The organism is Microbacterium salsuginis (assembly GCF_012524205.1).
Classification (GTDB): domain Bacteria; phylum Actinomycetota; class Actinomycetes; order Actinomycetales; family Microbacteriaceae; genus Microbacterium; species Microbacterium salsuginis.
The window spans coordinates 300,067-324,821 of sequence record NZ_JABACI010000001.1 but is presented as its reverse complement, the minus strand read 5'-3'; the positions used below and the strand labels follow the sequence as shown (position 1 = coordinate 324,821).

17 protein-coding genes are annotated in these 24,755 nt (G+C 66.6%); 12 read left to right on the top strand and 5 right to left on the bottom strand.

Features of this window, described 5'->3' with window-relative positions; genetic code table 11:
* Window positions 1-30 precede the first annotated feature (30 nt).
* The 3 genes from HF576_RS01455 (at window position 31) to HF576_RS01445 (ending at window position 3,396) form a co-directional block, all read left to right on the top strand.
* A complete protein-coding gene (locus tag HF576_RS01455; protein WP_205834623.1) occupies window positions 31-1,422 on the top strand; it encodes a Dyp-type peroxidase in 1,392 nt (463 codons plus the stop codon).
* Window positions 1,406-2,284, top strand: coding sequence for a phosphotransferase (locus HF576_RS01450; protein ID WP_168911006.1), 879 nt, complete (start codon window positions 1,406-1,408; stop codon window positions 2,282-2,284). Before HF576_RS01455 ends, HF576_RS01450 begins: the two co-directional genes overlap by 17 nt.
* A 77-nt stretch (window positions 2,285-2,361) precedes the next feature.
* Window positions 2,362-3,396: a serine hydrolase domain-containing protein gene (locus HF576_RS01445; RefSeq protein WP_168911005.1), complete on the top strand. Its 1,035-nt coding sequence runs from the start codon at window positions 2,362-2,364 to the stop codon at window positions 3,394-3,396.
* Here the strand turns inward: HF576_RS01445 and HF576_RS01440 are convergent.
* Window positions 3,393-4,748, bottom strand: a complete 1,356-nt coding sequence (locus HF576_RS01440) for a GNAT family N-acetyltransferase (RefSeq protein WP_343234142.1) — start codon at window positions 4,746-4,748, stop codon at window positions 3,393-3,395. The genes HF576_RS01445 and HF576_RS01440 overlap by 4 nt on opposite strands.
* 216 nt (window positions 4,749-4,964) lie before the next feature.
* Here HF576_RS01440 and HF576_RS01435 point away from each other — a divergent pair, with 216 nt between their 5' ends.
* Both HF576_RS01435 and HF576_RS01430 read left to right on the top strand, forming a co-directional pair.
* Window positions 4,965-5,525 (top strand): copper resistance CopC family protein, encoded by a 561-nt coding sequence (locus HF576_RS01435; protein WP_168911003.1) that lies wholly within the window; start codon window positions 4,965-4,967, stop codon window positions 5,523-5,525.
* Window positions 5,526-5,596: 71 nt separating this feature from the next.
* A complete protein-coding gene (locus HF576_RS01430; RefSeq protein WP_168911002.1) occupies window positions 5,597-6,175 on the top strand; it encodes a nucleoside/nucleotide kinase family protein in 579 nt (192 codons plus the stop codon).
* A 129-nt stretch (window positions 6,176-6,304) separates the two neighbouring features.
* Here the strand turns inward: HF576_RS01430 and HF576_RS01425 are convergent, their stop codons facing one another.
* The 3 genes from HF576_RS01425 to HF576_RS01415 all read right to left on the bottom strand — a co-directional run bounded on the left by HF576_RS01425 (window position 6,305) and on the right by HF576_RS01415 (window position 8,803).
* On the bottom strand, window positions 6,305-6,556 hold the full coding sequence (locus HF576_RS01425) for a YkvA family protein (protein WP_168911001.1): 252 nt from the start codon (window positions 6,554-6,556) through the stop codon (window positions 6,305-6,307).
* A gap of 169 nt (window positions 6,557-6,725) precedes the next feature.
* A complete protein-coding gene (locus HF576_RS01420) occupies window positions 6,726-7,463 on the bottom strand; it encodes a VOC family protein (protein ID WP_343234141.1) in 738 nt (245 codons plus the stop codon).
* Between the two features lie 275 nt (window positions 7,464-7,738).
* Window positions 7,739-8,803, bottom strand: a complete 1,065-nt coding sequence (locus HF576_RS01415) for a substrate-binding domain-containing protein (protein WP_168911000.1) — start codon at window positions 8,801-8,803, stop codon at window positions 7,739-7,741.
* 181 nt (window positions 8,804-8,984) lie between these two features.
* Between HF576_RS01415 and HF576_RS01410 the strand changes: the two genes are divergently transcribed.
* Window positions 8,985-11,840 carry a glycoside hydrolase family 9 protein gene (locus HF576_RS01410; protein ID WP_168910999.1) on the top strand — a complete coding sequence of 952 codons (2,856 nt, stop codon included), beginning with the start codon at window positions 8,985-8,987 and terminating at the stop codon, window positions 11,838-11,840.
* A 148-nt stretch (window positions 11,841-11,988) separates the two neighbouring features.
* Here the strand turns inward: HF576_RS01410 and HF576_RS01405 are convergent, their stop codons facing one another.
* Window positions 11,989-13,029 carry a hydroxyacid dehydrogenase gene (locus HF576_RS01405; protein WP_168910998.1) on the bottom strand — a complete coding sequence of 347 codons (1,041 nt, stop codon included), beginning with the start codon at window positions 13,027-13,029 and terminating at the stop codon, window positions 11,989-11,991.
* Window positions 13,030-13,229: 200 nt separating this feature from the next.
* On the opposite strand from HF576_RS01405, the gene HF576_RS01400 reads away from it, so the two are divergent.
* The 6 genes from HF576_RS01400 (at window position 13,230) to HF576_RS01375 (ending at window position 24,349) form a co-directional block, all read left to right on the top strand.
* Window positions 13,230-14,612, top strand: coding sequence for an ABC transporter substrate-binding protein (locus HF576_RS01400; RefSeq protein ID WP_168910997.1), 1,383 nt, complete (start codon window positions 13,230-13,232; stop codon window positions 14,610-14,612).
* On the top strand, window positions 14,609-15,562 hold the full coding sequence (locus HF576_RS01395; protein WP_168910996.1) for a carbohydrate ABC transporter permease: 954 nt from the start codon (window positions 14,609-14,611) through the stop codon (window positions 15,560-15,562). Before HF576_RS01400 ends, HF576_RS01395 begins: the two co-directional genes overlap by 4 nt.
* On the top strand, window positions 15,559-16,482 hold the full coding sequence (locus HF576_RS01390) for a carbohydrate ABC transporter permease (RefSeq protein WP_168910995.1): 924 nt from the start codon (window positions 15,559-15,561) through the stop codon (window positions 16,480-16,482). Before HF576_RS01395 ends, HF576_RS01390 begins: the two co-directional genes overlap by 4 nt.
* 43 nt (window positions 16,483-16,525) lie before the next feature.
* Window positions 16,526-18,409 (top strand): glycoside hydrolase family 3 protein, encoded by a 1,884-nt coding sequence (locus HF576_RS01385; protein WP_168910994.1) that lies wholly within the window; start codon window positions 16,526-16,528, stop codon window positions 18,407-18,409.
* Window positions 18,410-18,421: 12 nt separating this feature from the next.
* Window positions 18,422-21,466, top strand: coding sequence for an alpha-mannosidase (locus HF576_RS01380; protein WP_425522965.1), 3,045 nt, complete (start codon window positions 18,422-18,424; stop codon window positions 21,464-21,466).
* Between the two features lie 81 nt (window positions 21,467-21,547).
* A complete protein-coding gene (locus tag HF576_RS01375) occupies window positions 21,548-24,349 on the top strand; it encodes a polysaccharide lyase family 8 super-sandwich domain-containing protein (RefSeq protein WP_168910993.1) in 2,802 nt (933 codons plus the stop codon).
* Window positions 24,350-24,755: the final 406 nt, after the last annotated feature.

The following is a 24,755-nucleotide window of genomic DNA, read 5'->3' as shown; positions in this document are numbered from 1 at the left end:
CCACCCTGACCACCGACCCGAAGGATCTTCGTGAACACCACCGGCCCCGTCGGACAGCATCACACCGACCTCTCCGTTCGCCCCGATGACGATGACGCCGAGTCACCGGCGAGCCGCCGCAAGATCGCCGTGTCGCGGCGGGCGCTACTGGGATCCGCACTCGCGACCGTGGGTGGCGCCGCCGTGGTCGGATTCACAGGAGGGCGTCTGCTCGCGAGCGCAGATGAGACAGCAGCCCAGCCGGCTCCCTCCGAGCACTCCGACATCGTCTCGGCGTTCGGAGCGCACCAGGCCGGCATAGCCACAGCCCAGCAGCGCTACGCCACTCTCGTCGTCGCTGATCTGACCGTCTCGGACGCCGCATCGTTTCGTCGCCTGATGGTCGACGTCTCCGCCACGGTGGCGCTGATCACGCGCGGCGAGGAACCGCCGCCGTCACGGATGTTCCCCGAGGGTGCGACCACTCCGACAGACTTCGCGACCGGGCTCTCGCCCTCACGGCTGACGGTGACTGTGGGGGTGGGCGCTGGGGTGTTCGAGCTGCCCGGCATGACGCGTGAAGCACCTCGGCGCCTTCGACCCCTCCCCGCATTCGCCGGCGATCACCTCGACCCGCGGTGGGGCGGGGGAGACATGATCTTCCAGATCTGCGCGGACGATGCCCAGGTGGTCAGCGCCGCGATGCGGGCATTGCGCGCACGATTGCCCGGCTACGCGGTCATCCGCTGGACCCAGTCCGGGTTCATCAGCGTCCCCGAGGGCGGCGGGACGCCGCGTAACATGTTCGGGCAGAAGGACGGTACCTCCAACCCGCCCACCGGCTCGGTCGAGTTCGCAGACACAGTGTGGACGCTTCCCGACGAGCCGGAATGGTTCGCTGGAGGCTCGTACCTGGTCTTCCGCAAGATCCGGATGAAGACGGCGAATTGGGATCTCACAGCCCGAGACGAGCAGGATGCGGTGATCGGCCGGCGCCGCTCGGACGGGGCGCCGCTCACGGGAAACGAGGAGTTCGACGAGCCCGACCTCGAGGCCACGGGTGCAGACGGCACGACCGTGATCGCCTCGGATGCCCATGTCCGCAGGGTGCATGGCTTTTCGATGCTGCGCCGCAGCTACAACTACGACTACGGCTTTCTGACCGCGATGGCCGGCGGCAGCCCCGATCCGCTGGAGCACCCCGAGAACCATCCGCATGCTCCCGGGACCGCGGACCACCATCACGGCGGACACGGCAAGCTCGACGTCGGGCTGCTGTTCTGCGCGTACGGCAACGACCCCGACAGTCAGTTCATCGCCGCCCAGCAGCGCATGGCCGAGCAGGATCGGCTGAATGCCTTCATCCAGCACACTGGGAGCGCCATCTTCGCGATCCTGCCTGGTTTTGGAAAGGACGGCTACCTTGGTGACACCCTCGTCTGAGCCGCGATCCGTCACGCCGGCCGAGCAGGCGACTCTCGCCGAGCTCGGCGCGCGCCACGCCCTGTGGCCGGAGGACGCAGCAGTCGTCACTCTGGCCAGAGGCGGCGAGAACACCACCTTCGCCGTCGCCGACTGCGTCGTGCGCATCAACGAAGACCGTGACGCTGTCGACCGTGAGGTCGCACTGCTCCGCGCGCTCGCCGAGGCGACAACCCTCGCGACGCCGGTGCCGCTGGTGCACGATGCCGCGCTCGGCCTCATCGCCTATCGCACGCTGCCGGGCGAGCCCCTGCTGCGCCGACCCCAGCGGCGCTCGACCGGTCTCGTGGAGGCACTGACCCAGGTGCTTGCCGCGCTGCGCGAGCTGCCCGTGGCCCAGCAGCTGCCCCGCGACGACAATCCGAACGACGCCTGGCACGCCGACGCCGTCGAGAACTTCCGCGCTGCACAGTCGCGGTTCGAGCCTCGACAGGCAGCCGCGGTCGCGTCGTTTCTGAGTGATCCGCCACCGTCCGACCGAGGTCTCGTGGTGCCGCAGCACAACGACCTCGGCGCCGAGCACCTCCTCGCCGACCCGGAGGGTGCACTGACGGGGATCATCGATTGGACGGATGCCGCCTGTGCCGACCCCGCTCGCGACCTCGGGCTGCTCTATCGCGATCTCGGGAGCGACGTCGCGTTCGCCATCGCCGCCGGGCTGGGCGGTCCTCTCACCGATGATGAGCGTGCGCGCATCCGCTTCCATGCCCGGTGCAAATGGCTGGAAGACTTCCGGTACGCCGTCGACGAGCCCGAGACGCGGGCCGCCTATCTCGCGAACTGCCTCTGGACCTTCGATCACACCTTCCGCGATCACGCATGATCGACCGAGAGTGCCTCCCCGCTGCTGCGGCATCCGCTCGCCCCGCCGCGCGAGCAGGCCGGCGGAGGACGGTGCTGATGCTGATCCTGACGGCTGCACCCGGCTTGCTGACGGGGTGCCATACCGTCGCCGACGCCGGACCATCCGCCCGGGACTCGGCGCACGAGCAGCTCGTCGAAAGCGCGGCAGCGGCGGATTCGACCTGCGTCTCGGTCGCCGAGGGCGACACGACCATCGTCAGCGACGGCGATCCGGATGGCGACCCGGTTCGTGCGTTCTCGATCACGAAGTCCGTCACCTCGCTCCTCATCGGCATCGCGCAGGACGAGGGACACCTCGAAATCTCCGATCCGGTCGCCGACTTCGTTTCGGACTGGCAGAACACCTCGTCCGCGGCGGTGACGATCCGAGATCTGTTGACGAACACATCGGGTCGCGAGTGGGACAGCCGGACCGACTATCGCGAGATGGCCCTGCAAGCCGACGATAAGACGGCTTTCGCCCTGGGGCTGGGGCAGGATGCCGACCCCGGCGAAGAGTGGATCTACAACAACTCCGCTGTGCAGGTTCTCGAAGCGGTCCTCGAAGCGGCGACCGGGATGGCCGTCGACGAGTTCGCACAGACGAGGCTGTTCGAACCGCTGGGACTGACGGGTACAAGGCTGGAGCACGACGGGACCGGCAACGCGAACGTCTTCGCCGGGCTGTGGACGACCTGCGCCGATCTGAGTAGTCTCGGTCGCCTGCTTCTGGACGACGGAATGGTCGACGGTCGCCGAGTGATCTCGGAGGAGTTCCTCGATGAGGCCGTGGGCGGGCCCAGCACCGACCTCAATGCGGCGTACGGATTGTTGTGGTGGCTCAATCGCCCCGGACCCGCCGTCGCGCCCGAGGTGGCCACGAGTGCGCGCGGCGGAGCCATCGAAGGACCTCTCGTTCCCGCTGCGCCCGAAGACACGTTCTGGGCCCTCGGGTTCCACGATCAGATCCTGATGGTCGTCCCCTCGCTGGACGCCGTGGCGGTGCGGCTGGGTGAAAAGCCTCCGTCCGGCAGCGGCTTCGGGCTGCGCGCGTTCAGCGAGGGCGTCCTGCAGGTCGTTCGCGAGGGCTAGAGGCCCGACCGCTCAGCGGTGGCGGTGCGGGCCAACCCGATGGCGACGTCGAGCGCACGCTCCACCTCGACCTCGACGTCCGGTGCGACTCCGGTGTGATCCCAGTTCGTCTGCGTGCGCGGATCGATCGGTGCACCGGTCGAGATGTAGACGGCGAACCCGATGCTGTCGATGAACGATTCGACGGGGTTTGCTGCCCCGGCGGTGTGCTCGCCGATGAGCGTGGCCCGCTTCGTCGTCTGCAGGGCGTAGGCGAAGCTCTCCGCCGCCGAGGCTGTGCCCGGCCCGATGACCGCGAACAGCGGCATCCGTTCCAGACCCGCGAGGGCAGGTTCGGGTCGCGACCACGAGATCACCTCGGGGTGCTCGGCGCTTTGGAATGTGACGATGGCGACCGGATCGGGTCCGACGAACGGTCCGAGCACGTACTCCACCATCGAGGGCCATCCGCCAGGGTTGCAGCGCAGGTCGACCACGGCAGCGTCGCAGTGGGACAGCTGGTCGAGCGCCTCCCTGGCCTGGTCTGCGGCACGCTCGTCGTCAGCATCGTCGAACAGCCGGATGGTGAGGATGCCGATCCGGCCGTCGCGATGGAAGCTCACGGTCGTGTCGTCCCGCTGCGAAGCATTTCGGAGTGGCAGGTCGGTAGGAGCCCCCCACGTCACGGAGAAGTGGCGATCGTGCTTCCGAAGCTGCTGCGTCAGCTGACGGCTGAACTCGACGGTCGTCGGCCCCTCGTCGGCGACCGGTCGCTCACGCAGTTCTCGCGCGCACTCGGCGGCGACGTCGGCGAAGACGTAGTGGCGCTCGATGAGCGCCGCGATGCCGTTGAGCGCGTCGCGCTGATCAGCGGGGGTCATGCGCCGGCTCGGCGGCGCGGCGTCGCGGCCCTCGCCGAGCTCGAATCGCATGCGGGGAAGTGATCGACCCGGGATCGAGCCGCTCGGCGTCTCACCGATGACGACCGCGCCGTGGCGGCGGTAGAAATCGGAGGCGTACGGGTCGGCATCCAGGTACAGCTCGGTGAATCCGGCGCTCGCCGCCTGGGTGAGCGCGTGCTGAAGCAGCAGTCCGCCGAGGCCGGTGCCGATGTGGTCGGGATCGACGAACAGCGCGTCCAGCTCACCGCCGGGTGCGTCGCCTTCGGTGGCGTAGAAGCCCAGGATGCTACCGTCTCGGGCCGCGACGAAGACCCGGCCCGATGCGCACCGGTCGGGCGTGTAGGTGAGTTCAGCTCGGCACTGCTCGAGGAAGTCCGGCGAGTAACCCCAGTGCGCCTTGGACCGCAGCGCGAGGGCCGAGATGGTCTCGGATTCGCTCGCGAGCGCCGGTCGGATCGTGAGTTCGGTCACTTCTGCCCTTTCAGCCTTGCGCCGCCGGTCGGCGTCAGTGCGGGACAGCCGATGGGGGCTTCGGTCATTCTGCGATGGATCGGTCGCGCCGCGGTACGTCAGCAAGCGACATCGGATGCCGCCTCTGGACGGCATATGCGCGTGAGACGCGCAGCCATGCTGGAGCCCGCTCGGCACTGACCTGGTCGAGCGGGGACCGGAAGGGAGGCGGTTGTGATGCGGCTGAGGACCAACGTCGGTGTTCTGCTCGCGATCGCTCTGGTCATCGTCTCAGTGGCGCCGGCGGGGGCGCACGACGAGCTCGTCGAGTCGAGCCCCAGCGCCGGCGCGGTGCTGGCATCGGCGCCGGCGGAGGTGAGGCTGACGTTCTCGGCGGAGATCATGGATGCCGGCGCCGTCGTCGCCGTCACGGATGTCCGGGACGAGAGCTGGACGATCGGTGAACCCCAGGTGGTCGAGAACCTCGTGACCGTGGGGATCCCCGACGTCCTGCCGGATGGCGGGTACGTCGTGCTGTGGCGGGTGGTGTCGTCGGACGGGCACCCCGTTTCAGGGACGTTCAGCTTCGCCGTCGGGAGCGGGGAGGATGCTGCGGCGCCGGGTTCGTCGGTGGGGGAGGAGCATGACGAGAGCGGCGGCGACTCGGATGCTCAGGGGGCGGCAGACGAACCGCTCCCCGTCGTGCTCGTGGCGATCGTGTCAGGATCGACGATCGCGCTTGTTCTCGGCGGGTCGGTGTTCTGGTACCGCCGGCGGCGCTTCCGAGGCGTTCAGTGACGTCGCCTCGGGACGACCGGTGAGGACGCCGGTTCGCGATCGCTCCGATGTCGTCGCCTACGCTTTCTCGGATGAGCACTTCGATCGGGACTGGATCGGTACGGGAGCCGACCGCGACACTCATCACCGGTGTGCAGGCTCCGGGCAAGACGACCGTTGGGCGGCTGCTGGCGGAACGGCTGTCGCCGGCCGCGTTCATCGAGGGTGACGACCTGTGGCGCATGGTCGTCAGCGGTCGTTCCGACATGAGCGAGACGCCGAGCGATGCCGCCCTCGCGCGACTTCAGCTGCGGTACCGGCACGGCGCGATGCTGAGCCAGTCGTTCGTCGGCGAGGGCATCCACGCCGTGCACGTCGACAACATCTACGGCACCGGGGTCACGGACCAGCTCGATCGCCTGTCATGCCGGCGCGCGCTGGTGGTGCTGCGGCCGAGTGTCGAAGCGGTGGCGGGGCGTGAGGCCCGACGCGGCACCGGCGCCTACGACGCGTGGCGCGGAGAGGGGACGATCGTCGATGCCGTGCGCCGGTTCGATGATTGGCTCGCTGAGACTCCGCCCATCGGGCTGTGGGTGGACTCGACCGGGCAGTCGGCCGAGCAGACTGTCGACTGGATCCTCGATCACTGGGATCACGCCGTTGTGGGCTGACAGCCACGATGCGGCTCTCCTGTGAAGCGGCCCGCCGATGGGAATCCCGCGCTGCCGGCGATGACCGCCGCATCATCGCCGGCCATCGCTCCTCACGCCGTCGATGGCTCCTAGAACTTTGAGCTGCTCTCAGAGAGCGCTCGCCGTGCGTGCTTTCGACTCGAGGCCCGTCAGCCAGCGGCGCTGCTCGCGGGCGAAGAGCACGGCGAAGATGCCCCAGAGGCCGAGGTCGTCGACGAGTCCAAGCGGGCCGAGCACCAGTTCGGGAATCAGATCGATAGGCGCGAAGGTGTAGACGACAGCGGCGATGGCAGCGACCCACGTCGTCGCTGCGACGCGGTGCTGCCGCGTTCTGACGGCCTTGAGGAATCTCCACCACATGCGCTCAGTGTGCGCCTTGCCCGGAGCGACGCCGGATCGATGCAGGACTTTGGCCGGAAGTTCCCAGCGATGACCAAGGTGGAGCATCGGCCGCCGACGGCGACACTCCTACGCAAGCGGAGTTTCTCGGGAAGGCGCTCGGGCAGCAATGCTCGAGCGGAGGACTCTGTCAGTCGAAGGTATCGGTCCAGGACGCGATGTCCACGCCGTGATTGTCCGGAGATGCGAGCGACCACCACGCGGGCGCGTGGGAATCGTCGACGAGTCTGCCGCCTGCGGCGAGGGCTGCCCCCACTCGCGCCTCAGCCTGGTCGGCCGGCACGAAGACGTCGAGGTGGGTGCGCCCTCTCGACGGCGCGTCTCCCGTGATCGGGTTGAAGGCGAGCTGTGGTCCGCAGCGCAGGGGATCGACGGCATCCGTCTCGCCGAACGCGTCGTAGCCGAGAGCAGCCATGAAGAACGGTCGCACGTCGGCTCGAGAGTGCTGGGCAACGTAGATGCCGACCGACTGTGCGCGTGAGGGATCAGCGGTCAGCAGTCGCTCGGCGGCGACCCGGGATACTGTCGCTGCGAACTCCACCGCCGCGGCAGGGATGCCCTCTGGGCCGCGATAGGGGATGCGCACGACGACGCCCTCGGAGCGCAGATCCACGTCCGGCAGTATGCCGAATCGCTCCGCCGCCGCGACGATCGGCGGGACGAGGTCGGCAGCCTGGGCGATGGATGTCGCGCTGAAGACGGCTTGCGGACCTGTTGCGGTGACGCGCCAGTCGGCGACACCGGCGGCCCGGTGGAACTCGGCCGGCGAGATCCAGTCCGACCCGTTGGCTGATGTGCCCATCGCGAACTCCCTCCTGCGGGGGCGGGTCCCCGTCCACTCGTGGGCGAGGATCTCCGCGGGCTTCACGGTACTCCTCGGCGCGGGAACCGCACCGTGCGCGGGATCAGTGCGGACCGCCAGCGGCGTGCGCGTCTCAGCTCCTTCGCGAACGACCCTGTCGTTCCCTCAGCACGTTCTGCTGCAGCCTGGAAGGCCATGCGCGTAGCGACGGGACAAGCGACGCCGTTCCTTCGGTGCCGGAAGCGGGACCTCGACGGCGAGATCGACCCGACCCGGAAGCTCGGTGGGGGCGCGCTCGAGGACCTCGACCCTGTTGGTCGTCATGATGAAGGGCACGTCGCTCACGCAGCAGGCGCCGTCGAAGCGCGGAGGATGAGGCGGGGTTCGACCTGGATCTGCAACGGCGGCTCAGCGCTTGGATCGCGGATGAGGTCGATGAGCAGACGAGTGGCCAGGGCTCCCACACGCCGTCTATCGGGCGCGACCGCCGAGATCGGGGGATCGGCGTGGGCCGATACGTCGTCGTCGTACGCCACAATGGACAGCCGATCCGGAACCGGGATCCCGCGCGCACGAGCGCTCTGAAGGAGACCGAAGAGCGAGTTCTCGTCGCCATGGCAGAACAGGGCGGTCGCGCCGATGCTCTCGACGGCGTCGAGCACGACGTCGGCGCTGCCGCGCTCCCACCGCGGCCCTGCACCGAGTTCCGCCGGTCCGAGAATGGTGCTCGCCGCGTCGAGGCCGAGCCGGTCCACGGCGTCGCGCCACCCACGGCGCACGAACTCTGCGCTCTGGGACCTGCCACGGCTAACCATGACCACACGTCGATGGCCCAATCCGTGCAGATGGCTGAGCGCGCTGAGGGCACCGCGTTCATGGGCGGAGCGCACCGAGGAGACCGTGCCGAGGCCGCCGCCGGGCATCTCGCGCTCGACGAACACCACGGGGACCTGCAGGCGCTCCACGGTTTCGCGGAATTCGGCCGTCGCCTCGCGCTCCGAGACGGTCGGAACCCAGAGGAGGCCATCGATGCCTTCGCGCACGAGATCCGCGATCAGCCGGTACTCCTCGTCGAGGTCGTACTCCGAGATCACAAGCTTCATCTCGCCGCCCGGTGCCAGCGTCTCATCGATTCCTTCGACCACGTAGCGGTAGTAGTAGGAGGTCGGAACGACCACCCCGATAGTGCCGCTGAACGTCGCGCGCGTCGCGTGAGAAGGATGATCTCCGCGAAGCACCGCGCCTCCACGCACCTTGTCGAGCATCCGCTCGGCGACGAGGGCGTCCAGGTCCCGACGGATAGTGACGTGCGAGACGCCGATGTCATCGACGAGTGAGGCGATCCGCACGGCGCCGTCCTGCTGCGCGCGGTCGAGGATCAATGCACGGCGCTCGGCTGCGAGCATGCCTTCCCCCCTTCCGAAGGGTGAATGTGGACCCATCATAACGGTGTGAACGGTTTCGATCATCCGGCGCCCTCATTGTTGTTAGATCTTCTATGAGTTTACAAAGCTTGCGGATGCTTTAAATATGTGTCGATACTGGATGGTCGGCGACGGTGCCGGCGCGAGCTTCGAAGGAGAAGGCATGTCCCGACGACGAGCGAATGCGTTGTGGAGAGGGGTGGCGGCGGTCGCGGCCGTGGCGGTGGGCGGAGTCATGATCGCCGCACCGCCCGCCGCAGCGGCCACCATCGACCAGGTTGCTGTGAGTCAGGGCGGCTACAGCGCGAGCGGCTACAAGGTCGGATTCGCGGTGGCCGACGGTGCCTTGGCTGGCGCGACCAGCTGCCGACTTCTCCAGGGCGAGACCGTGGTGCTGTCGTCGTGCACCCTTGGCGATCGTGGCACGACGTGGGGTGACCGCGTATACGAAGCCGACTTCAGCGCCTTCGACGATGTGGGAACCGATTTCGCGCTCGAGATCGGCGGAATCCGTTCTCCACGCTTCGCGATCGAGGGGAATGTGTGGTCGAGCTACCTCGACGAGATGACGGCCTTCTACCGGTTGCAGCGCTCCGGCGTCGCGACCGAAGACGCCTACCCCGACGGCTACAGCAGCATCCCACCCTCCGAGAAGATCTTCCACGCCGCCGGGCACCTCGACGACGCCGCCTCCGAAGACGGTACGCAGCACTACGACCTGACGGGCGGCTGGTACGACGCCGGGGACTACGGCATCTACGGCGGCAACCAGTGGGTCGCCGGCAACATCGCGATCACGTATCTGCGCTACGGCGACACTCCGGAAGTTGCCTTCGACGGCGACGCGAACGGCACTCCCGACCTCGTCGACGAGGCCTGGTTCGGCAGCGAGTATCTGCTGCGGATGCTGGACGCCTTCGGCGGGCCGTTCTGGGACGTCAAGGGCAGCGGCGGATTCCAGCATCCCGATGATCACACAGATGGCGTGGTCGGCACGGCCGATGATCGACGCATCTCTGGAATGGGCGTCGGCGGCTCAGCCAAGGCCTCGGGATCGCTCGCGGCGACGGCCCGCGCCATCCGCGCGGCGATAGCCGGCGGCGACATCGCCTCGGCGGATGCGACGGAGTGGGAGGCGCGGGCGACGGAAGCCGAGGACGGCGCGGTGGCCTTCTACCAGCACGCGGACACCCACCGCAGCGACCCGCTCGGCGGGTACTCGACCACACGGGGCGGAATTGCGAACTCGCTCCTGTTCGCGCAGGTGCAACTGCACCTGCTGACCGGGGATGCGGGCTATCGGACGTCAGCGGAGGCGACGATCGCCGCGACGCCTTTCACGATTCTGTCCAATACGAACTACTGGGACATGGGGCCTCTCTCGATGGCCGAGCTGTACCCGGTGGCGACATCGACCGGCAAGACCGACATCCAGCGCTATCTCAAGCGCCAGCTCGACTACGTTCTGTCATCTACCGATGACACCCCCTACGGCGTGATCAACCAGTTCAAGAACTTCGGAGTGAACGAGCCGCATGTCTCGTACATGGCCGACATCCTGCGCTACTGGGAGCTGTTCGGCGACGAGAGGGCCCTTCGTGCCGTGCAGAAGGGGCTGTACTGGGTGCTCGGCAACAACCCGTGGGGCACGAGCTGGGTCTCCGGCGTCGGCGAGAAGCACACGATGTTCTTGCACACACGGCTCGACGAACAGGCTCAGACTCAAGGCAGCACGGGCGTCGTGCTCCCGGGCGCGCTGGTGTCAGGACCGAACGCGAAGGACCCGCTCGACATGACGAGCGCGAGCCCGTGGTACGAGGACAGGCCGGGGTGGGTCGACGTCGGGCAGCAGTGGCGATACAACGAGTACAGCGTCAGCATCCAGGCCGGCCTCTTCTCGGCACTGTTCGGACTCACGGCCGCAGGGGATGCGCCTTGGGCGACGGGGACGCCACCGACCGCTCTGACCATTGGATCGCCGAAGATCGGTCAGTACGTCACCGACGAAGTCACCGTCTTCGCCCAAAGCGGCGCGTCGCTCACCGCTCATGCACTCGGCCCCGACTGGACGCCGATGACGCCCTCGGGCGGTGCGTCCACCGGGGTGGTCGATGTGAGCGGGCTGGCCCCGTACACGAACGCGCGCATCGACGTGCGCGGAACCCAGCCGAGCGGCGCCCACAGCTACACCTCGACGCACTACACCGTCGCTCCACCCCTGCCGACGCCGGACACCCCGCTGCTCTACGACGGATTCGGCCGCGACGGCCTCTTCGGCGTGCAGGGCTACACGTGGGTCAACTGGTACAACAACCACGCGGGTGTCGGCCAGGTGACCAATACCACCGTGGACGGCCGCACTGTCGGCCGGTTCTTCCAGAACCCCGCCACCTCGATGTCGCAGGCCAAGTTCCAGCCGTGGCATCACTCGGTCGATGCCGACGGCTATCGATACCTGTCCGTGACCATGCGGAGTCCTTCACCGAACTTGCGTCTGCGCATCGAGGTATCGGACGCCGACTCGGGGCACCGCGTCACCGGGCCGACCCCGATCGCCGTCTCCAACGGCTGGGCGACGTACGACTTCGACCTCGCGGCCTTCCCCGGGCTCGATCGCTCGCAGGCCAAACTCACGTTCTGGCTCCAGCAGACCGCTGACACCGATGGTGAATTGTTCATCGACGCGGTGGAGTTCACGAACGACGTCGGAGGCACGGCCCCCGTGCTCTCGGCGGTGAGCCACACGCCAGGAGCACTGACGCCGTCGACGCCCGTGACCGTCGAGACCACCTACACAGATGCCGACGGTGCAGCGCCTCATGCCGTCGAACTGGTCATGGACGGCGTGATCCACCCGATGTCACCGGTCGAGCCTGGGGACACCGATGTGACGGATGGCGCGAGGTATGCGATCACGGTTCCCCTGGTAAGGGGGGTGCACAGCTACTACGTGCGAACGACCGACACCACGTCGTCGGTGGTCGAGACGCCGGTGGTGACCGGCCTGGCGGTGGGCTGAGCGCGATCACGCGAACGGTGGGGAGCGGCATTCGGCCGCTCCCCACCGCTTCTGTCGCGGCGAGTTCGCGTGCGAGGCGTGCGCGTTCTCGGCGCCGCCGCACGCCAGGCATGCGGGAACGGCGCCCATCTCGCGGACAGCTTGTAGGTCAGGCGATGATGCCCAGCGAGGCGCTCTCGACGCGGTGCACCGGGGGGAGTCGCTGGCGCAGCCGGTCGATCTCATCCAGCGCCGAGTCGGCAAGGCGTCTGGTCTCAGCATGCATCGCGCCAGCGATGTGAGGGCTCAGCACGATGCCCGGCGTGTCGAAGAGTTCAGAGTCGGCCGGCAGCGGCTCGGGGTCCGTGACGTCGAGGATCGCGCGGAGGCTGCCATCTCGGCACCGCTGAATGAGGGCGTCGGTGTCGATGAGTGATCCTCGCGCCGTGTTGATGACGACCGCATCCCGGCGCAGCAGAGCGATCCGCCGCGCATCAAGCAGATGGTGCGTATCCGGCAGCGCGGGAGCGTGCACGGTGACGATGTCGCTCACGGAGAGCATCACGTCCAAGTCGACCAGGCGTGCGCCGACCGCGGCTGCGTCGGCGGGGTCGACGTGCGGATCGGCGACCAGCACCTCCAGGTCGAAGGGACGCAGGAGTTGGGCGACGCGCCTGCCGACTCTCGACAAACCGACGATTCCCACTGTGCCGCCGAAGTTCACGGCGGGAGGGATCACGTCGCGCCATGGGCCGTCGACCTCACGGTGCCGGCGGTACCCCTCCACATAGCGCGTCGCTCGCTTGCCTTCGAGCAGGATCGTCGCGAGCGTGAACTCGGCGACGGGGACGGCATTGGCATCCGCTGCGCTCGTGACGAGCACACCGCGATCCCAGAATGCTCTCGAGACGTGTTGCTTCACCGAGCCACCGGTGTGAATGACGGCTCGCAATGCGGGAGCGGCGTCAAGGACATCCGGCCCGAGCAGCGGAGAACCCCATCCCGTGATCAGGATCTCGGTGTGCAGGAGGCGGGCAGTGGCATCCGGCCCGCTCAGGTCGTCGAGACGCATCGGCTCCCCGAGGCGCACGAGCCGACGTAACCGTTCCAGGCGGGCGGAATCGAAGAGGTCGTCGAACGCGCGAGCGTTCATCAGGAGAAGGGCTGCGGGCAGTCCCTGCCTGGCGGTCTCCTCCGGGTTGTGTGACATGGACCAATCAGAGCATAGAATCGCCAAAGTTCACAAGTTGGAAACTCCCGTGTAAGAATTTGATTCTAAATCTTGTTTCTTGTTTGAAAGATCTGCATACTGGGCAAGACGCACGACGCGGTGTGGCCGGACTCCGGTCTCCGCCCTCGTCGGGCGGATATCGCGACCGCACACCGCGGCGCGTCCGAACGGAGGAATTCATGCACCAGCGCACCCGACGCGCCCTTGCGGGACTCGTCATGGGCACCCTGATCGCGGGCACAGCCGCCTGCAGCACGCCGGGCGGCGATGTCGAGGGGTCCGATGAGGCCGAGGAAGTCACCATCACGATCATGGGCAAGCCCGCAGCGACGAATACTGCCGCCGTCGAGCTCTTCGAGCGCCAGGTCGAGGCGTTCGAAGAAGCCAACCCCAACATCACGATCGAGGCCACGGACGTGCCATGGGACGCGAAGACCTTCGCGACCCGTCTTGCGGGAGGCAGCGCGCCGACGCTCCTGCGCGTCCCGCTCACCGAGCCGCCGGCGCTGATCGAGCGCGGGCAGGTCGCCGATATCTCGGATGTCGCGAGCCAGCTCGACAGCTTCGACGACCTGAACGAACGCGTCATGCAGTTCCTTGAGCGCGATGGTGCTGTGTACGGCATTCCCGAGAAGAGTTACGCGTTCGGACTCGTCTACAACCGCGACCTCTTCGAGCAGGCTGGGCTCGACCCCGATGCTCCGCCGCAGACCTGGGAAGAGGTGCGTGAGTACGCCAAGCAGATCAGCGATGCGACCGGTAAGACCGGTTTCGGCGAGATCACGACCAACAACAGCGGCGGCTGGCACCTCACCGGGTACGACTACACCTACGGCGGGCGCATCATCGAGCAGGAAGCCGACGGGACCTGGGTGGCCGCTTTCAACGACGACTCCGCGCGCGAGGTGCTCGAGCTGTGGAAGGACATGCGCTGGGAGGACGATTCGCTCGGCGACAACGTGCTCGGCAAGCAGGAGGACCTCGTCGCCGAGTTCACTGCGGGCAACGTCGGTATGTGGGTCTCGGCTCCGCCGGACGTCTACCCGAACTACATCGCGGCCGGCGGCGACCCCGATGCCTTCGGTGCTGGTCCGATGCCTCAGGGCGGCGCAGACGCAACTCTCGCCGGCGCCACCGTGCTCATGGTGAACGCTCAGGCGACCGAAGCCGAAAAGGCCGCGGCCGTGAAGTGGATCGATTGGCGGGCGCTTCGTCCGAATTACGACGTGGAGGTCGCGGCCGAGACCGCGAAGGCATCCGCCGCAGACGGACTGCCGGTCGGGGTTCCCGTCGCCCCGATCTTCAGCGATGAAGCGTACGAGGCCTATCGCGACGCGATCGCGGAGTACGTCAACGTGCCGGTCGAGAACTTCGCGCCCTATGTCGAGTCGCTCGGCGCCTTCGAGTACGTGCCGGAGCCGGAGGTCGCCTCGCAGGAGATCTACGCGGCACTGGATCCGCTCGTGCAGGCGATCCTCACGGATCCGAACGCCGACATCGACGCTCTTCTCGCCGATGCCGAGAGCCGGGTCAACACGATCCTCGCCCAGCACGCCTCATGACGATCGCACCAGAACGCCTGCGCGGTTCGGCCTCACAAGGCCGGGCCGCGCAGGCGGCGTCGCCGCCTCGGCGCACCCGGAGAGGACGCAGCACGGCACTCGCCGGCCTGCTGTTCCTGCTGCCATCGCTGCTGATCTTCGGCTACTTCGCTTGGTGGCCGGTCGCTCAGAGCTTCATGCTCGCATTCCAGCAGACCAACCTCGTCGAACCGGCCGAGTGGGTCGGTCTCCGTAATTTCGAGATCCTCTTCGCCGACCCCCTGCTCGGACGAGCGGCGCTCAACACCCTGTGGTTCACGCTCCTGTCACTCGCGATCGGACTCCCGATCCCGCTGCTGTGCGCTGTGCTCATGTCGGAACTGCGCCGCGGCGGAACTCTCGCCCGGATCTTGGCGTACCTGCCGGTCGTCGTGCCCCCCGTCGTCGCGGTCCTCCTGTGGAAGGTGTTCTTCAACCCGGGGGAGTCCGGCGTGGTGAACGCGCTCCTCGGTCTCGTCGGTCTGGGCCCGTTCCCCTGGCTGCAGTCGGCCGACCTCGCGATGCCGAGTCTCGTGATCGTCGCGACGTGGTCGGGTGCCGGCACCGCCATCCTCATCTACCTCGCCGCATTGATCGGGGTCAGCACCGAACTCTACGAAGCGGCTGAGCTCGACGGCGCCTCCGTCTGGCAGCGGGTGCGCCACATCACACTCCCGCAGATGCGCGGCGTCATCCTGGTGCTCCTTCTGTTGCAGATCATCGGAGCCATCCAGGTCTTCACCGAGCCGTACGTCATGACCGATGGCGGGCCGGCCAATGCCACCGTCACGATCCTCCTCATGATCTACCGCTATGCCTTCCTCTTCGGAAACTATGGCGTCGCCACGGCGCTGAGCCTCTTGCTCGCCGTCGTTCTCGTCGTGGTCTCGGCGGTGTACTTGCGGCTCACTCGATCCTGGAGCACCCGATGACCGGCCCCGCCCTGCGCCCGACCGCCGTCCGCAACTCGTCCGCGCCCCGCGAGCGCACCATCCTCTCGCCGTTCGACTGGCGGAGGCCGCGCATCTTCGTCGGCTGGCGCGCGATGCACATCGTCCTCTTCGTCGGTCTCATCGGCTTCGGTGCGATCCCCATCGTCTGGATGGTGCGTGCGGCGATCTCGAGCACGACCGATCTCGTTCAGCGCCCGCTCAGCCTCATCCCGGAGCCGGCCCGCTGGGAGAACATCCCGACGGCATGGGATCTTCTCGACATCGGTCACTATCTGATGAACACCGTCGTGCTGGTGGGCGGATCGTGGGTCGTGCAGCTCCTCGTATCGGTGACCGCCGGGTTCGCCCTTGCGGTGATCCGGCCCTGGTACGGCCGGTTCGTCTACGGCGCCTTCCTGGTGACTCTCTTCGTGCCCGGCACCGTCACCCTGATCGCCCTCTACCTGACGGTCCTCGATCTTCCGCTCCTCGGCATCCGGCTGGTCGACACGCCGTGGGCGGTGTGGCTCCCTGCCGGCGCCAGTGCCTTCACGATCCTGCTGGTCAAGCAGTTCTTCGAAGAGATTCCGCGCGACCTCTTCGAAGCGGCGCAACTCGACGGCGCCGGCTGGTTCTCGATCTTCTGGCGCATCGTGCTTCCGATGTCGAAGCCCATACTCGCGGTCGTCTCCCTGCTGTCGATCATGGCCGCGTGGAAGGAGTTCCTATGGCCGCTCATCGTGCTCACCGACCCGACGACGCAGCCGCTCTCCGTCGCGCTGCCGCGCCTCGCGCAGGCGACGGATCCCGCCTATCTCATTGCCGGCATGCTCATCGCGAGCATCCCGCCGATCCTGATCTTCCTCATCTTCCAGCGCTCCATCGTCAGTGGCATCGGCTTCACCGGCCTCAAAGGCTGAGCCGGTGCCGGCTCGTATCACCCCACACGACAAGGACTCCCGCGTGCCCGCACAACCCGCAGCAGACTTCGCCTGGCGCGACCTGAACGGCAATGGCCGACTCGACCCGTATGAAGATCCGCGCCTGACGCCTGCCGAGCGCACCGCTGACCTGCTCCCGCGATTGAGTCTCGAAGAGAAGGCCGGCCTGATGTTCCACACGGTGATCGAGGCCGGACCGGACGGCACGCTGCTCGAGACTCCGGGCGCATTGAGCAAATCGCCCACGAGCACCGTCGTGCTGGGCAAACGGATGAACCACTTCAACGTGCATGCCCTCGGACGTGCTCGTGACGCTGCACGATGGGCGAACGCCCTTCAGCGACTCGCGGCCGAGACACCGCACGGCATTCCGGTCACCATCAGCACCGACCCTCGACACGGATTCTTCGAGAACGAAGGGATGTCGTTCGCTGCCGGCTCGTTCTCGCAATGGCCCGAGCCGATCGGGTTGGCGACGCTCGGGGAGGACGACATCCGCGCGTTCGCAGACATCGCACGTCGCGAGTACCTCGCGGTCGGCATCCGGATGGCGCTGCACCCGCAGGTCGACCTGGCGTCTGAGCCGCGCTGGGGACGTCAACTGCACACGTTCGGTTCCGACCCCGAACGCACAGCGCGCGCTGTCGCCGCCTATATCGAGGGCTTCCAGGGCGCCGCCATCGGCGCTGGATCGGTAGCCTGCGTCACGAAGCACTTTCCCGGCGGAGGGCCCCAGCAGGACGGCGAGGACGCGCACTTCCCCTACGGGCGTGAGCAGGTGTACCCCGGCGGGGCATTCGATGTGCATCTCGGCCCGTTCCGCACGGCGATCGAGGCGGGCACGGCGGGGATGATGCCGTATTACGGCATGCCGGTCGGGCTGGAGCGCAACGGCGAGCCGATCGAGGCGGTCGGATTCGGATACAACCGGCAGATCGTCAACGGGCTCCTCCGCGATGAACTCGGATTCGACGGAATCGTCGTCACCGACTGGGAGCTCGTGAACGACAACGTCGCGCAGGGGCAGGTGCTTCCGGCCAAGGCATGGGGCGTCGAGCATTTGACGCCGGCGGAGCGCATCCTCACCGTGCTCGACGCGGGCTGCGATCAGTTCGGAGGCGAGGAGTGCGTCGACCTGCTCGTCGAGCTGGTGCGTTCTGGTCGCGTGAGCGAGTCTCGCATCGACGAGTCTGCCCGGCGGCTGCTCGAGCTGAAGTTCCGGCTCGGCCTGTTCGACGACCCATTCGTCGACGAGGATGCTGCCGAGGACGTGGTCGGTTGCGACGAGTTCCGATCGGCCGGATTCCGCGCCCAGGCGGACGCCGTCGTGGTGCTACGCAACGCCGGACGGGGCGGCAGCCCGCTCCTCCCGCTCGCGCCCTCCGCGGATCGCCGTGTGTACGTCGAAGGCATGCGCCGGGGCGAAGCCAGCGCGCTGGGTGTCGTCGTCGACACTCCGGAGGAAGCGGATCTGGCCGTGCTGCGCATCGCGGCGCCGTTCGATCCGCGGGACGATCTGCTGTTCGAGTCGCGCTTCCGCCAAGGATCTCTTGAATTCCGGCCCGGATTGATTGCCCGCCTCTCACGGATCGCGGCGAGCGTTCCCGTCGTGCTCGATGTGACCCTGGATCGCCCGGCGATTCTCACTCCGCTCGTGCCCTTGTGCTCGGTACTGCTCGCGACGTTCGGAACGAGCGACGCGGCACTGGCCGCCGCCCTCACGGGAGACGTCGTCCCCAGGGGCATACTGCCGTTCGAGATCCCTCGGTCGATGGATGCGGTGCGCGACTCGCGAGAGGACGTCCCGAACGACACAGCCCACCCGCTGTTCCCCGTCGGATTCTCGGTCCCCTTCCCGGTTCCCGCGACGTCAGCGACCCGAGCTGCGGCCGCGATCGCGCACTGACCAGGAGACGCCTTGCATTCCGACTTCCAGCGGGTTCGCGACAGACTCACCCGCTTCATCGACGAGAGTCTTCGTCCCGCGGTGCACATGCGCACCGCACCACTCGAGATATCCGCTTGGGCGGTGCCGGGGGAACCCGTTCCGTTCGGCGAAGCCCAGCGGCAGTCGTTCGAGCCGTTCGCCGTCGGCACGCGGTGGGGAGTCCCGTGGAGCACGCACTGGCTGCGCGCGCGAGGCTCCGTGCCCCGCGACTGGACGCTCGACTCCCGCTACCGCGCCGAGATCTCAGTCGATCTCGGCTTCGACGGGCTCGCACCTGGCTTCCAGGCCGAGGCTCTGGCGTTCCGACCGGACGGCACGGTCATCAAAGCGATCTCGCCGCGCAACGCCCACCTTCCCGTCGCCGCCGGGGGAGACGTGGATGTCTACCTCGAACTCGCAGCCAACCCCGGCATCCCGCCGGAGTCCCACTGGCGCACAACCGAACTCGGCGACAAAGCGACGGCCGGCCACGAACCCCTCTATCGCCTCCGCCGCCTGGAACTCGCGCTCACCGACCGGGAGGCATGGGAGTTGCTGCAGGACATCGGCATCGGTCGCGGCCTCGCCGAGGAACTGCCCGCCGATCATCCGCGAACGGCACAGCTGTGGGCAGCTCTGGATCGGATGCTCGACGTCGCCGATCCGGACGCGGTCGGCGCGACGGTCTCCGCAGCCCGGGCTGCCCTCGCCCCGGCACTCGCGGTCAGATCGACGGCGAGCGCGCACACGCTGATCGCAACCGGCCACGCGCACATCGACTCCGCGTGGCTCTGGCCGGTGCGAGAGACGGTGCGCAAGTGCGCCCGCACGTTCTCGAACGTGATCGCCCTGATGGACGAGTATCCCGAGTTTCGCTTCGCCTGCTCCTCTGCGCAGCAGCTCGCCTGGGTCAAAGAGAGTTACCCCGAACTCTTCGGCCGCATTCGCGAAAAGGTTGCGAGTGGTCAGTTCGTGCTTGTCGGCGGTCAATGGGTCGAGCCGGACACGAACATGCCCGGCGGCGAATCGACCGTGCGCCAGCTGGTCTACGGAAAGCGGTTCTTCCTGGACGAGTTCGGGGTCGAGACGACCGAGGTGTGGCTCCCGGACACGTTCGGCTACACCGCATCGCTCCCGCAGATCATCCGTCTCTCCGGCTCGGACTGGTTCATGACGCAGAAGATCTCGTGGAACCAGACGAACGCGATGCCTCACCACACCTTCTGGTGGGAGGGCATCGACGGCACACGGGTGTTCACCCATTTCCCGCCGATCGAGACCTACAACGCCGAACTCTCGCCGGCGGAGCTGGCGCACGCGCAGCGCACCTACCGCGATCACGGAGCCGGTACCGTCTCTCTCGCTCCGTTCGGCTGGGGCGACGGTGGCGGAGGGCCGACGCGGGAGATGGTGGCAGCCGCGCAGCGCCAGGCCGATCTCGAAGGATCGCCGCGGGTACGGCTCGGGACGCCGCGCGAGTTCTACGAGCGTGCGCGTTCCGAGCGCGACGAGCTGCCCGTCTGGTCCGGCGAGATGTATCTCGAACTGCATCGTGGAACGCTGACGAGCCAGCTGCGCACGAAACAAGGGAATCGCCGGGTGGAGCGGCTCCTGCGCGAGGCCGAACTCTGGTCGGCGACCGCGGCGGTCATGGCCGGCCACCCGTACCCCTACGACGCACTGCAGCGGATCTGGCAGCGTACGCTGCTGCTGCAATTCCACGACATCCTTCCCGGGAGCTCCATCGCGTGGGTGCATCGCGAGGCGGAGGCCGATCACGAACGGCTGGCCGCCGAGCTGGAGAACATGGTGGGGGACGCAATCCTCGTGGTTTCGGGCACGGGGGACCGACGCTTCCTCGCGAACTCGGCGCCTCTCGCGATGGAAGGAGTCGAAGCGGGAGCAATCGCGGCGGCAGCGTCGTCTCCGGTAGCGCCGGCGACGGTTCGATCCGCGGATCTCGGCGACGACGGCACCGAGGGATGGGTGCTGGACAACGGGCGGGTTCGCGTGGTGGTCGACGCCGACGGGCTTCTGCGGTCGGTACGCGACACGTCCGGTCGCGACGCCATCGCACAGGGCGAACGCGGCGCTCTGCTGCGACTCCACCGCGATGTGCCGGACAAGTGGGATGCCTGGGACATCGATCGGCACTATCGCAACACGGCGGTCGACCTCACCTCGGCTGAGGAGATCTCGGCTTCCGTCCGCGACGGCGTCGCGGTCGTGGAGGCGACGCGTCGCATCGGCGCCTCCGTCATCGTGCAGATGATCGCGCTCGGGCCGGGGCGCGATGCCGTCGACATCACGCTCGACGTGGAGTGGCGGGAACGGCACAAGCTGCTCAAGCTCGTCTTCCCCCTTGACGTGCACGCGGACCGTTCCACCTCCGAGATCCAATTCGGACACCTTGACCGCCCGACCCACGCCAACACGTCCTGGGATGAGGCGCGGTTCGAGTTCGTCGCTCATCGCTGGATACGCGTCGCCGAAGAAGGCTATGGAGTGGCGATCGCGAACGATTCGACCTTCGGGCACTCCGTCACCCGCGACACCCGTTCCGACGGGGGAACCACGACAATCGTGGGACTGTCGGTGCTGCGAGCTCCCACGTTCCCCGACCCGGAGTCGGATCAGGGTCGGCATACACTTCGATTCGCGCTTCGACCCGGTGCCTCCATCGCTGACGCAGCCGCGGAAGGTCACCGTTTGGACCGCGCCCTCCGCGAGGTCGTCGGCGGCCGAGAGGTCGCGCCATTGGTGTGGTCCAGCGACGCGGCCGTGCGGATCGAGACCGTCAAGCTGGCCGAAGACCGCACCGGCGACCTGATCGTGCGCCTGTATGAATCAAGCGGGGGACGACGCTCGACGGTGGTCGGCACCGATGCCGCAGTTGATCAGGTGCAGCTCGTCGATCTCCTTGAGCGCCCCCTCCCGGACGCCCCACCGCTCGACGGGGTACCGGGTCGGGTGCGCCTCGACACTCGGCCGTTCCAGATCGTCACTCTGCGGTATCGGCTCACCTCTTCGCCATGAACCCCACCCACCAGCAAGGTAAGGACAATGATGTTCAGAAGCTCGATGAAGAGATCGACGAGCTCAGCGGTCGCTCTTGTGATGACCGCGACCGCGCTGATTTTCACGCCGTTCGAAGCAGGGGCCAGCGTGTCTTCTGATCCCAAGGACAGCAACGTGCGGGGAGTAGTCACCGTAGCCGATGAGTTCGACGAGCTGAGGGAGAAGTACAAGGTCATGCTGACCGGGGGAACGGCGTACAGCCTGGCCGACCCCGACATCGCCGGGCGGATCGCAGAGATCACCGACATCGCACAAGGCCGCTGGGAGACCATGCACAAGGACCCAGGAAGAACACGCCTCTGGGATGATTCTCCCTTCGGCAACGACTCTGCCAGCATGACGCGAACATACGACCACCTCAGGGACATGGCGCTCGCCTATGTCACGCATGGCTCCGACTTGCAAGGTGACATCCAGCTCAAGGCGGACATCGTCAGCGCTCTCGACTGGATGGACACCAATCGGTTCTTCGATGGCGTCACCATGTACCAGAACTGGTGGCATTGGCAGATCGGCGCCCCGCTCGCCTTGAACGACATCGTCGCATTGATGTACGAGGAGTTGACGCCGACCCAGATCTCCCACTACATGGCCGCCATCGCGTACGTCCAGCCGAGCGTGACGATGAGTGGGGCCAACAGATTGTGGGAGAGCCAGGTCATCGCGATCTCGGGGATCAACAACAACGACTCTGCCCGAGTCGCCGCGGGACGGGACGGACTGAGCGCGTTGTTCCCCTACGTCATCGCAGGCGACGGTTTCTACGCCGACGGGTCCTTCGTGCAGCACAACTACTACGCGTACAACGGAGGCTACGGCGTCGCGCTGATGGAAGGGATCTCGAGTCTCCTGTACTTCCTCCACGGCTCTACGTGGGAAGTGACCGACCCCGCCGAAGCCCACGTGATCCAGTGGGTATACGACTCCTTCGAACCCTTCATCTATAAGGGAAACCTGATGGATATGGTCCGGGGGAGGGAGACGAGCCGCCACGGCGCACAGGACCTCTCCGTGGCCGTCGATGTGATGGTCTCCATCATCAGGTTGTCCGAGGTCGCTCCGTCCGCAGACGCCCACGCGTTCAGGAGCATGATCAAATACTGGCTGCAAATCGATACGGACAAGACCTTCATGAAAGACGTCCCGGTCGACATGATCATCGCGGCGAACGAGATCCTGACCGATGCATCCATCACGGCGCGGAACGAGCTCACCACTCATCGGCAGTTCCCCGGCATGGATCGTGCCGTTCATCTCCGGCCCGGGTTCGGGTTCGGGATCAGCATGTTCTCCAGCCGTATCGCCAACTACGAGGCGATCAACGCGGAGAACAACAAGGGCTGGCACACCGGCGACGGCATGACGTACCTCTACAACAACGATCTAAGCCAGTTCAACGACAATTTCTGGCCCACAGTGGACAGCTACCGGCTGCCGGGCACCACCGTGCTACAGAACACGACCCAGACCGCGAACAGCCGCAACGACAAGACGTGGGTCGGCGGCGCGGAGATCCTGGGGCAATACGGCGTCACCGGCATGGAACTGCACCCGGTCGGAAGGAGCCTGGAAGCCAAGAAGTCCTGGTTCATGTTCGATGACGAAGTCGTCGCTCTCGGCGCCGGAATCAGCAGCACGGATGGCATCGTCACGGAGACGATCGTGGAGAACAGGAAGCTCAACGGCACGGGCGACAACGCACTCACAGTGAACGGCGTCGCCCAACCGACCGCTCTCGGCTGGTCGGAAACACTGACAGGCACCGACCACGTGCACCTCGCAGGCAGCGTGCCGGGTTCGGATATCGGCTACTACTTTCCCGGAGGAGCCACCGTCAAGGGTCTGCGTGAGTCGCGGACGGGGAACTGGAAGCAGCTGAACTCGTCCTCGTCCTGGGGTGATTCGACCCCACACACGCGGAACTTCATGACCATGCTGGTCGACCACGGGACGAACCCGACGGATCTGTCCTATGCCTATGTCCTGCTTCCCAACAAGACGAGCTCACAGGTGGGCGCCTACGCCGCGACGCCAGGCATCACCATTCTGGAGAACTCCGAATCGGTGCAGGCGGTGAAGGAGAACAATCTGAACATCACCGGGATCAACTTCTGGACCGACGGACCGACCACAGCCGGTCTGGTCACATCCGACAGCAAGGCGTCGGTCATGACGAAGGAGACCGCCGACGACCTGGAGATTTCGGTATCCGACCCGACCCAGAAGAACGTCGGCACAATGTATCTGACGATCGACAAGAGTGCGACCGGGCTCATCTCCAAGGATCCTGAAGTCACCGTCATCCAATACCATCCGAACGTCGTCTTCAAGGTGGACGTGAAAGACGCACGGGGCAAGGCGATCAAGGTGAAGTTCGACCTGAGTGGTGCGCCGGAACCGAACCCCGCTCCGATAGCGATTGCGAATCCGTATGAGGCCGAGACGCTGCCCATTCACTTCCGGACGGATTCGGTCACGACCTACAATGACGCCACAGCCAGTGGAGGTCAGAAGCTGGGCCTGAACCACAACGCTGTCGGAGACTACGTCGAGTTCAGCCTCGACGTGACGCAACCAGGCACGTACGACGTGAACGCCCGAGTGCTCAAGGGCAGCAACAGCGGGATCTATCAGCTCTCCATCGATGGAACGATCGCGGGAGCCCCTCAGGATCTGTACTGGAACACCACTGGCAACCAGAAGGACTTCAATCTGGGCTCCTATACGTTCACCGCACCAGGGAGCTACCTGTTCCGGTTGACGACCACGGGCAAAAACGCCAGCGCTTCAGGCTACAAACTGATGCTTGACTACCTCACCCTTGATCCGGCGACCGGCTAGGCGTGCTCCCACGCCAACCGGATGGCGGGGACAGTTCCGGGCATGTTCGCGACGCAGTAGTCGGTGGCGATGTGACCGGCAAAGGTTGAGTAGACGGAAGATGCCCCTGGGGGGACTCGAACACGTTTTGAGCATTTTGCATAACGACGTCGACCGACAACTTCCGCGGAATTACGCGAGTTTTTGAGGTCGCGGCGACATCCAGCGGCGTCCGAAAACAGCCAGCAGCGAATGGAATGCGGCCAAAATGCGGGCAAGAGTTACCAGTCCTGGAGCGGCTTTCCGACCCATGCCAGAAACGAATGCGGGCAAGATCGTACTGACCATGCCGCAAAGGAGGCGATTTTGCGCGATTTGCACGCATGAGCACGCCTTGTTTGGCAATGTGCACAGATGCAGGTAGATG

What these genes read in the sequence shown, in the direction of transcription:
- HF576_RS01375 (WP_168910993.1), top strand. Translation starts at nt 21,548, where the DNA reads ATGACCGCGACCGCGCTGATTTTCACGCCGTTCGAAGCAGGGGCCAGC.
- HF576_RS01425 (WP_168911001.1), bottom strand. Translation starts at nt 6,556, where the DNA reads ATGTGGTGGAGATTCCTCAAGGCCGTCAGAACGCGGCAGCACCGCGTC.
- HF576_RS01415 (WP_168911000.1), bottom strand. Translation starts at nt 8,803, where the DNA reads ATGCTCGCAGCCGAGCGCCGTGCATTGATCCTCGACCGCGCGCAGCAG.
- HF576_RS01445 (WP_168911005.1), top strand. Translation starts at nt 2,362, where the DNA reads ATGCTGATCCTGACGGCTGCACCCGGCTTGCTGACGGGGTGCCATACC.
- HF576_RS01400 (WP_168910997.1), top strand. Translation starts at nt 13,230, where the DNA reads ATGCACCAGCGCACCCGACGCGCCCTTGCGGGACTCGTCATGGGCACC.
- HF576_RS01430 (WP_168911002.1), top strand. Translation starts at nt 5,597, where the DNA reads ATGAGCACTTCGATCGGGACTGGATCGGTACGGGAGCCGACCGCGACA.
- HF576_RS01410 (WP_168910999.1), top strand. Translation starts at nt 8,985, where the DNA reads ATGTCCCGACGACGAGCGAATGCGTTGTGGAGAGGGGTGGCGGCGGTC.
- HF576_RS01390 (WP_168910995.1), top strand. Translation starts at nt 15,559, where the DNA reads ATGACCGGCCCCGCCCTGCGCCCGACCGCCGTCCGCAACTCGTCCGCG.
- HF576_RS01435 (WP_168911003.1), top strand. Translation starts at nt 4,965, where the DNA reads ATGCGGCTGAGGACCAACGTCGGTGTTCTGCTCGCGATCGCTCTGGTC.
- HF576_RS01395 (WP_168910996.1), top strand. Translation starts at nt 14,609, where the DNA reads ATGACGATCGCACCAGAACGCCTGCGCGGTTCGGCCTCACAAGGCCGG.
- HF576_RS01405 (WP_168910998.1), bottom strand. Translation starts at nt 13,029, where the DNA reads ATGTCACACAACCCGGAGGAGACCGCCAGGCAGGGACTGCCCGCAGCC.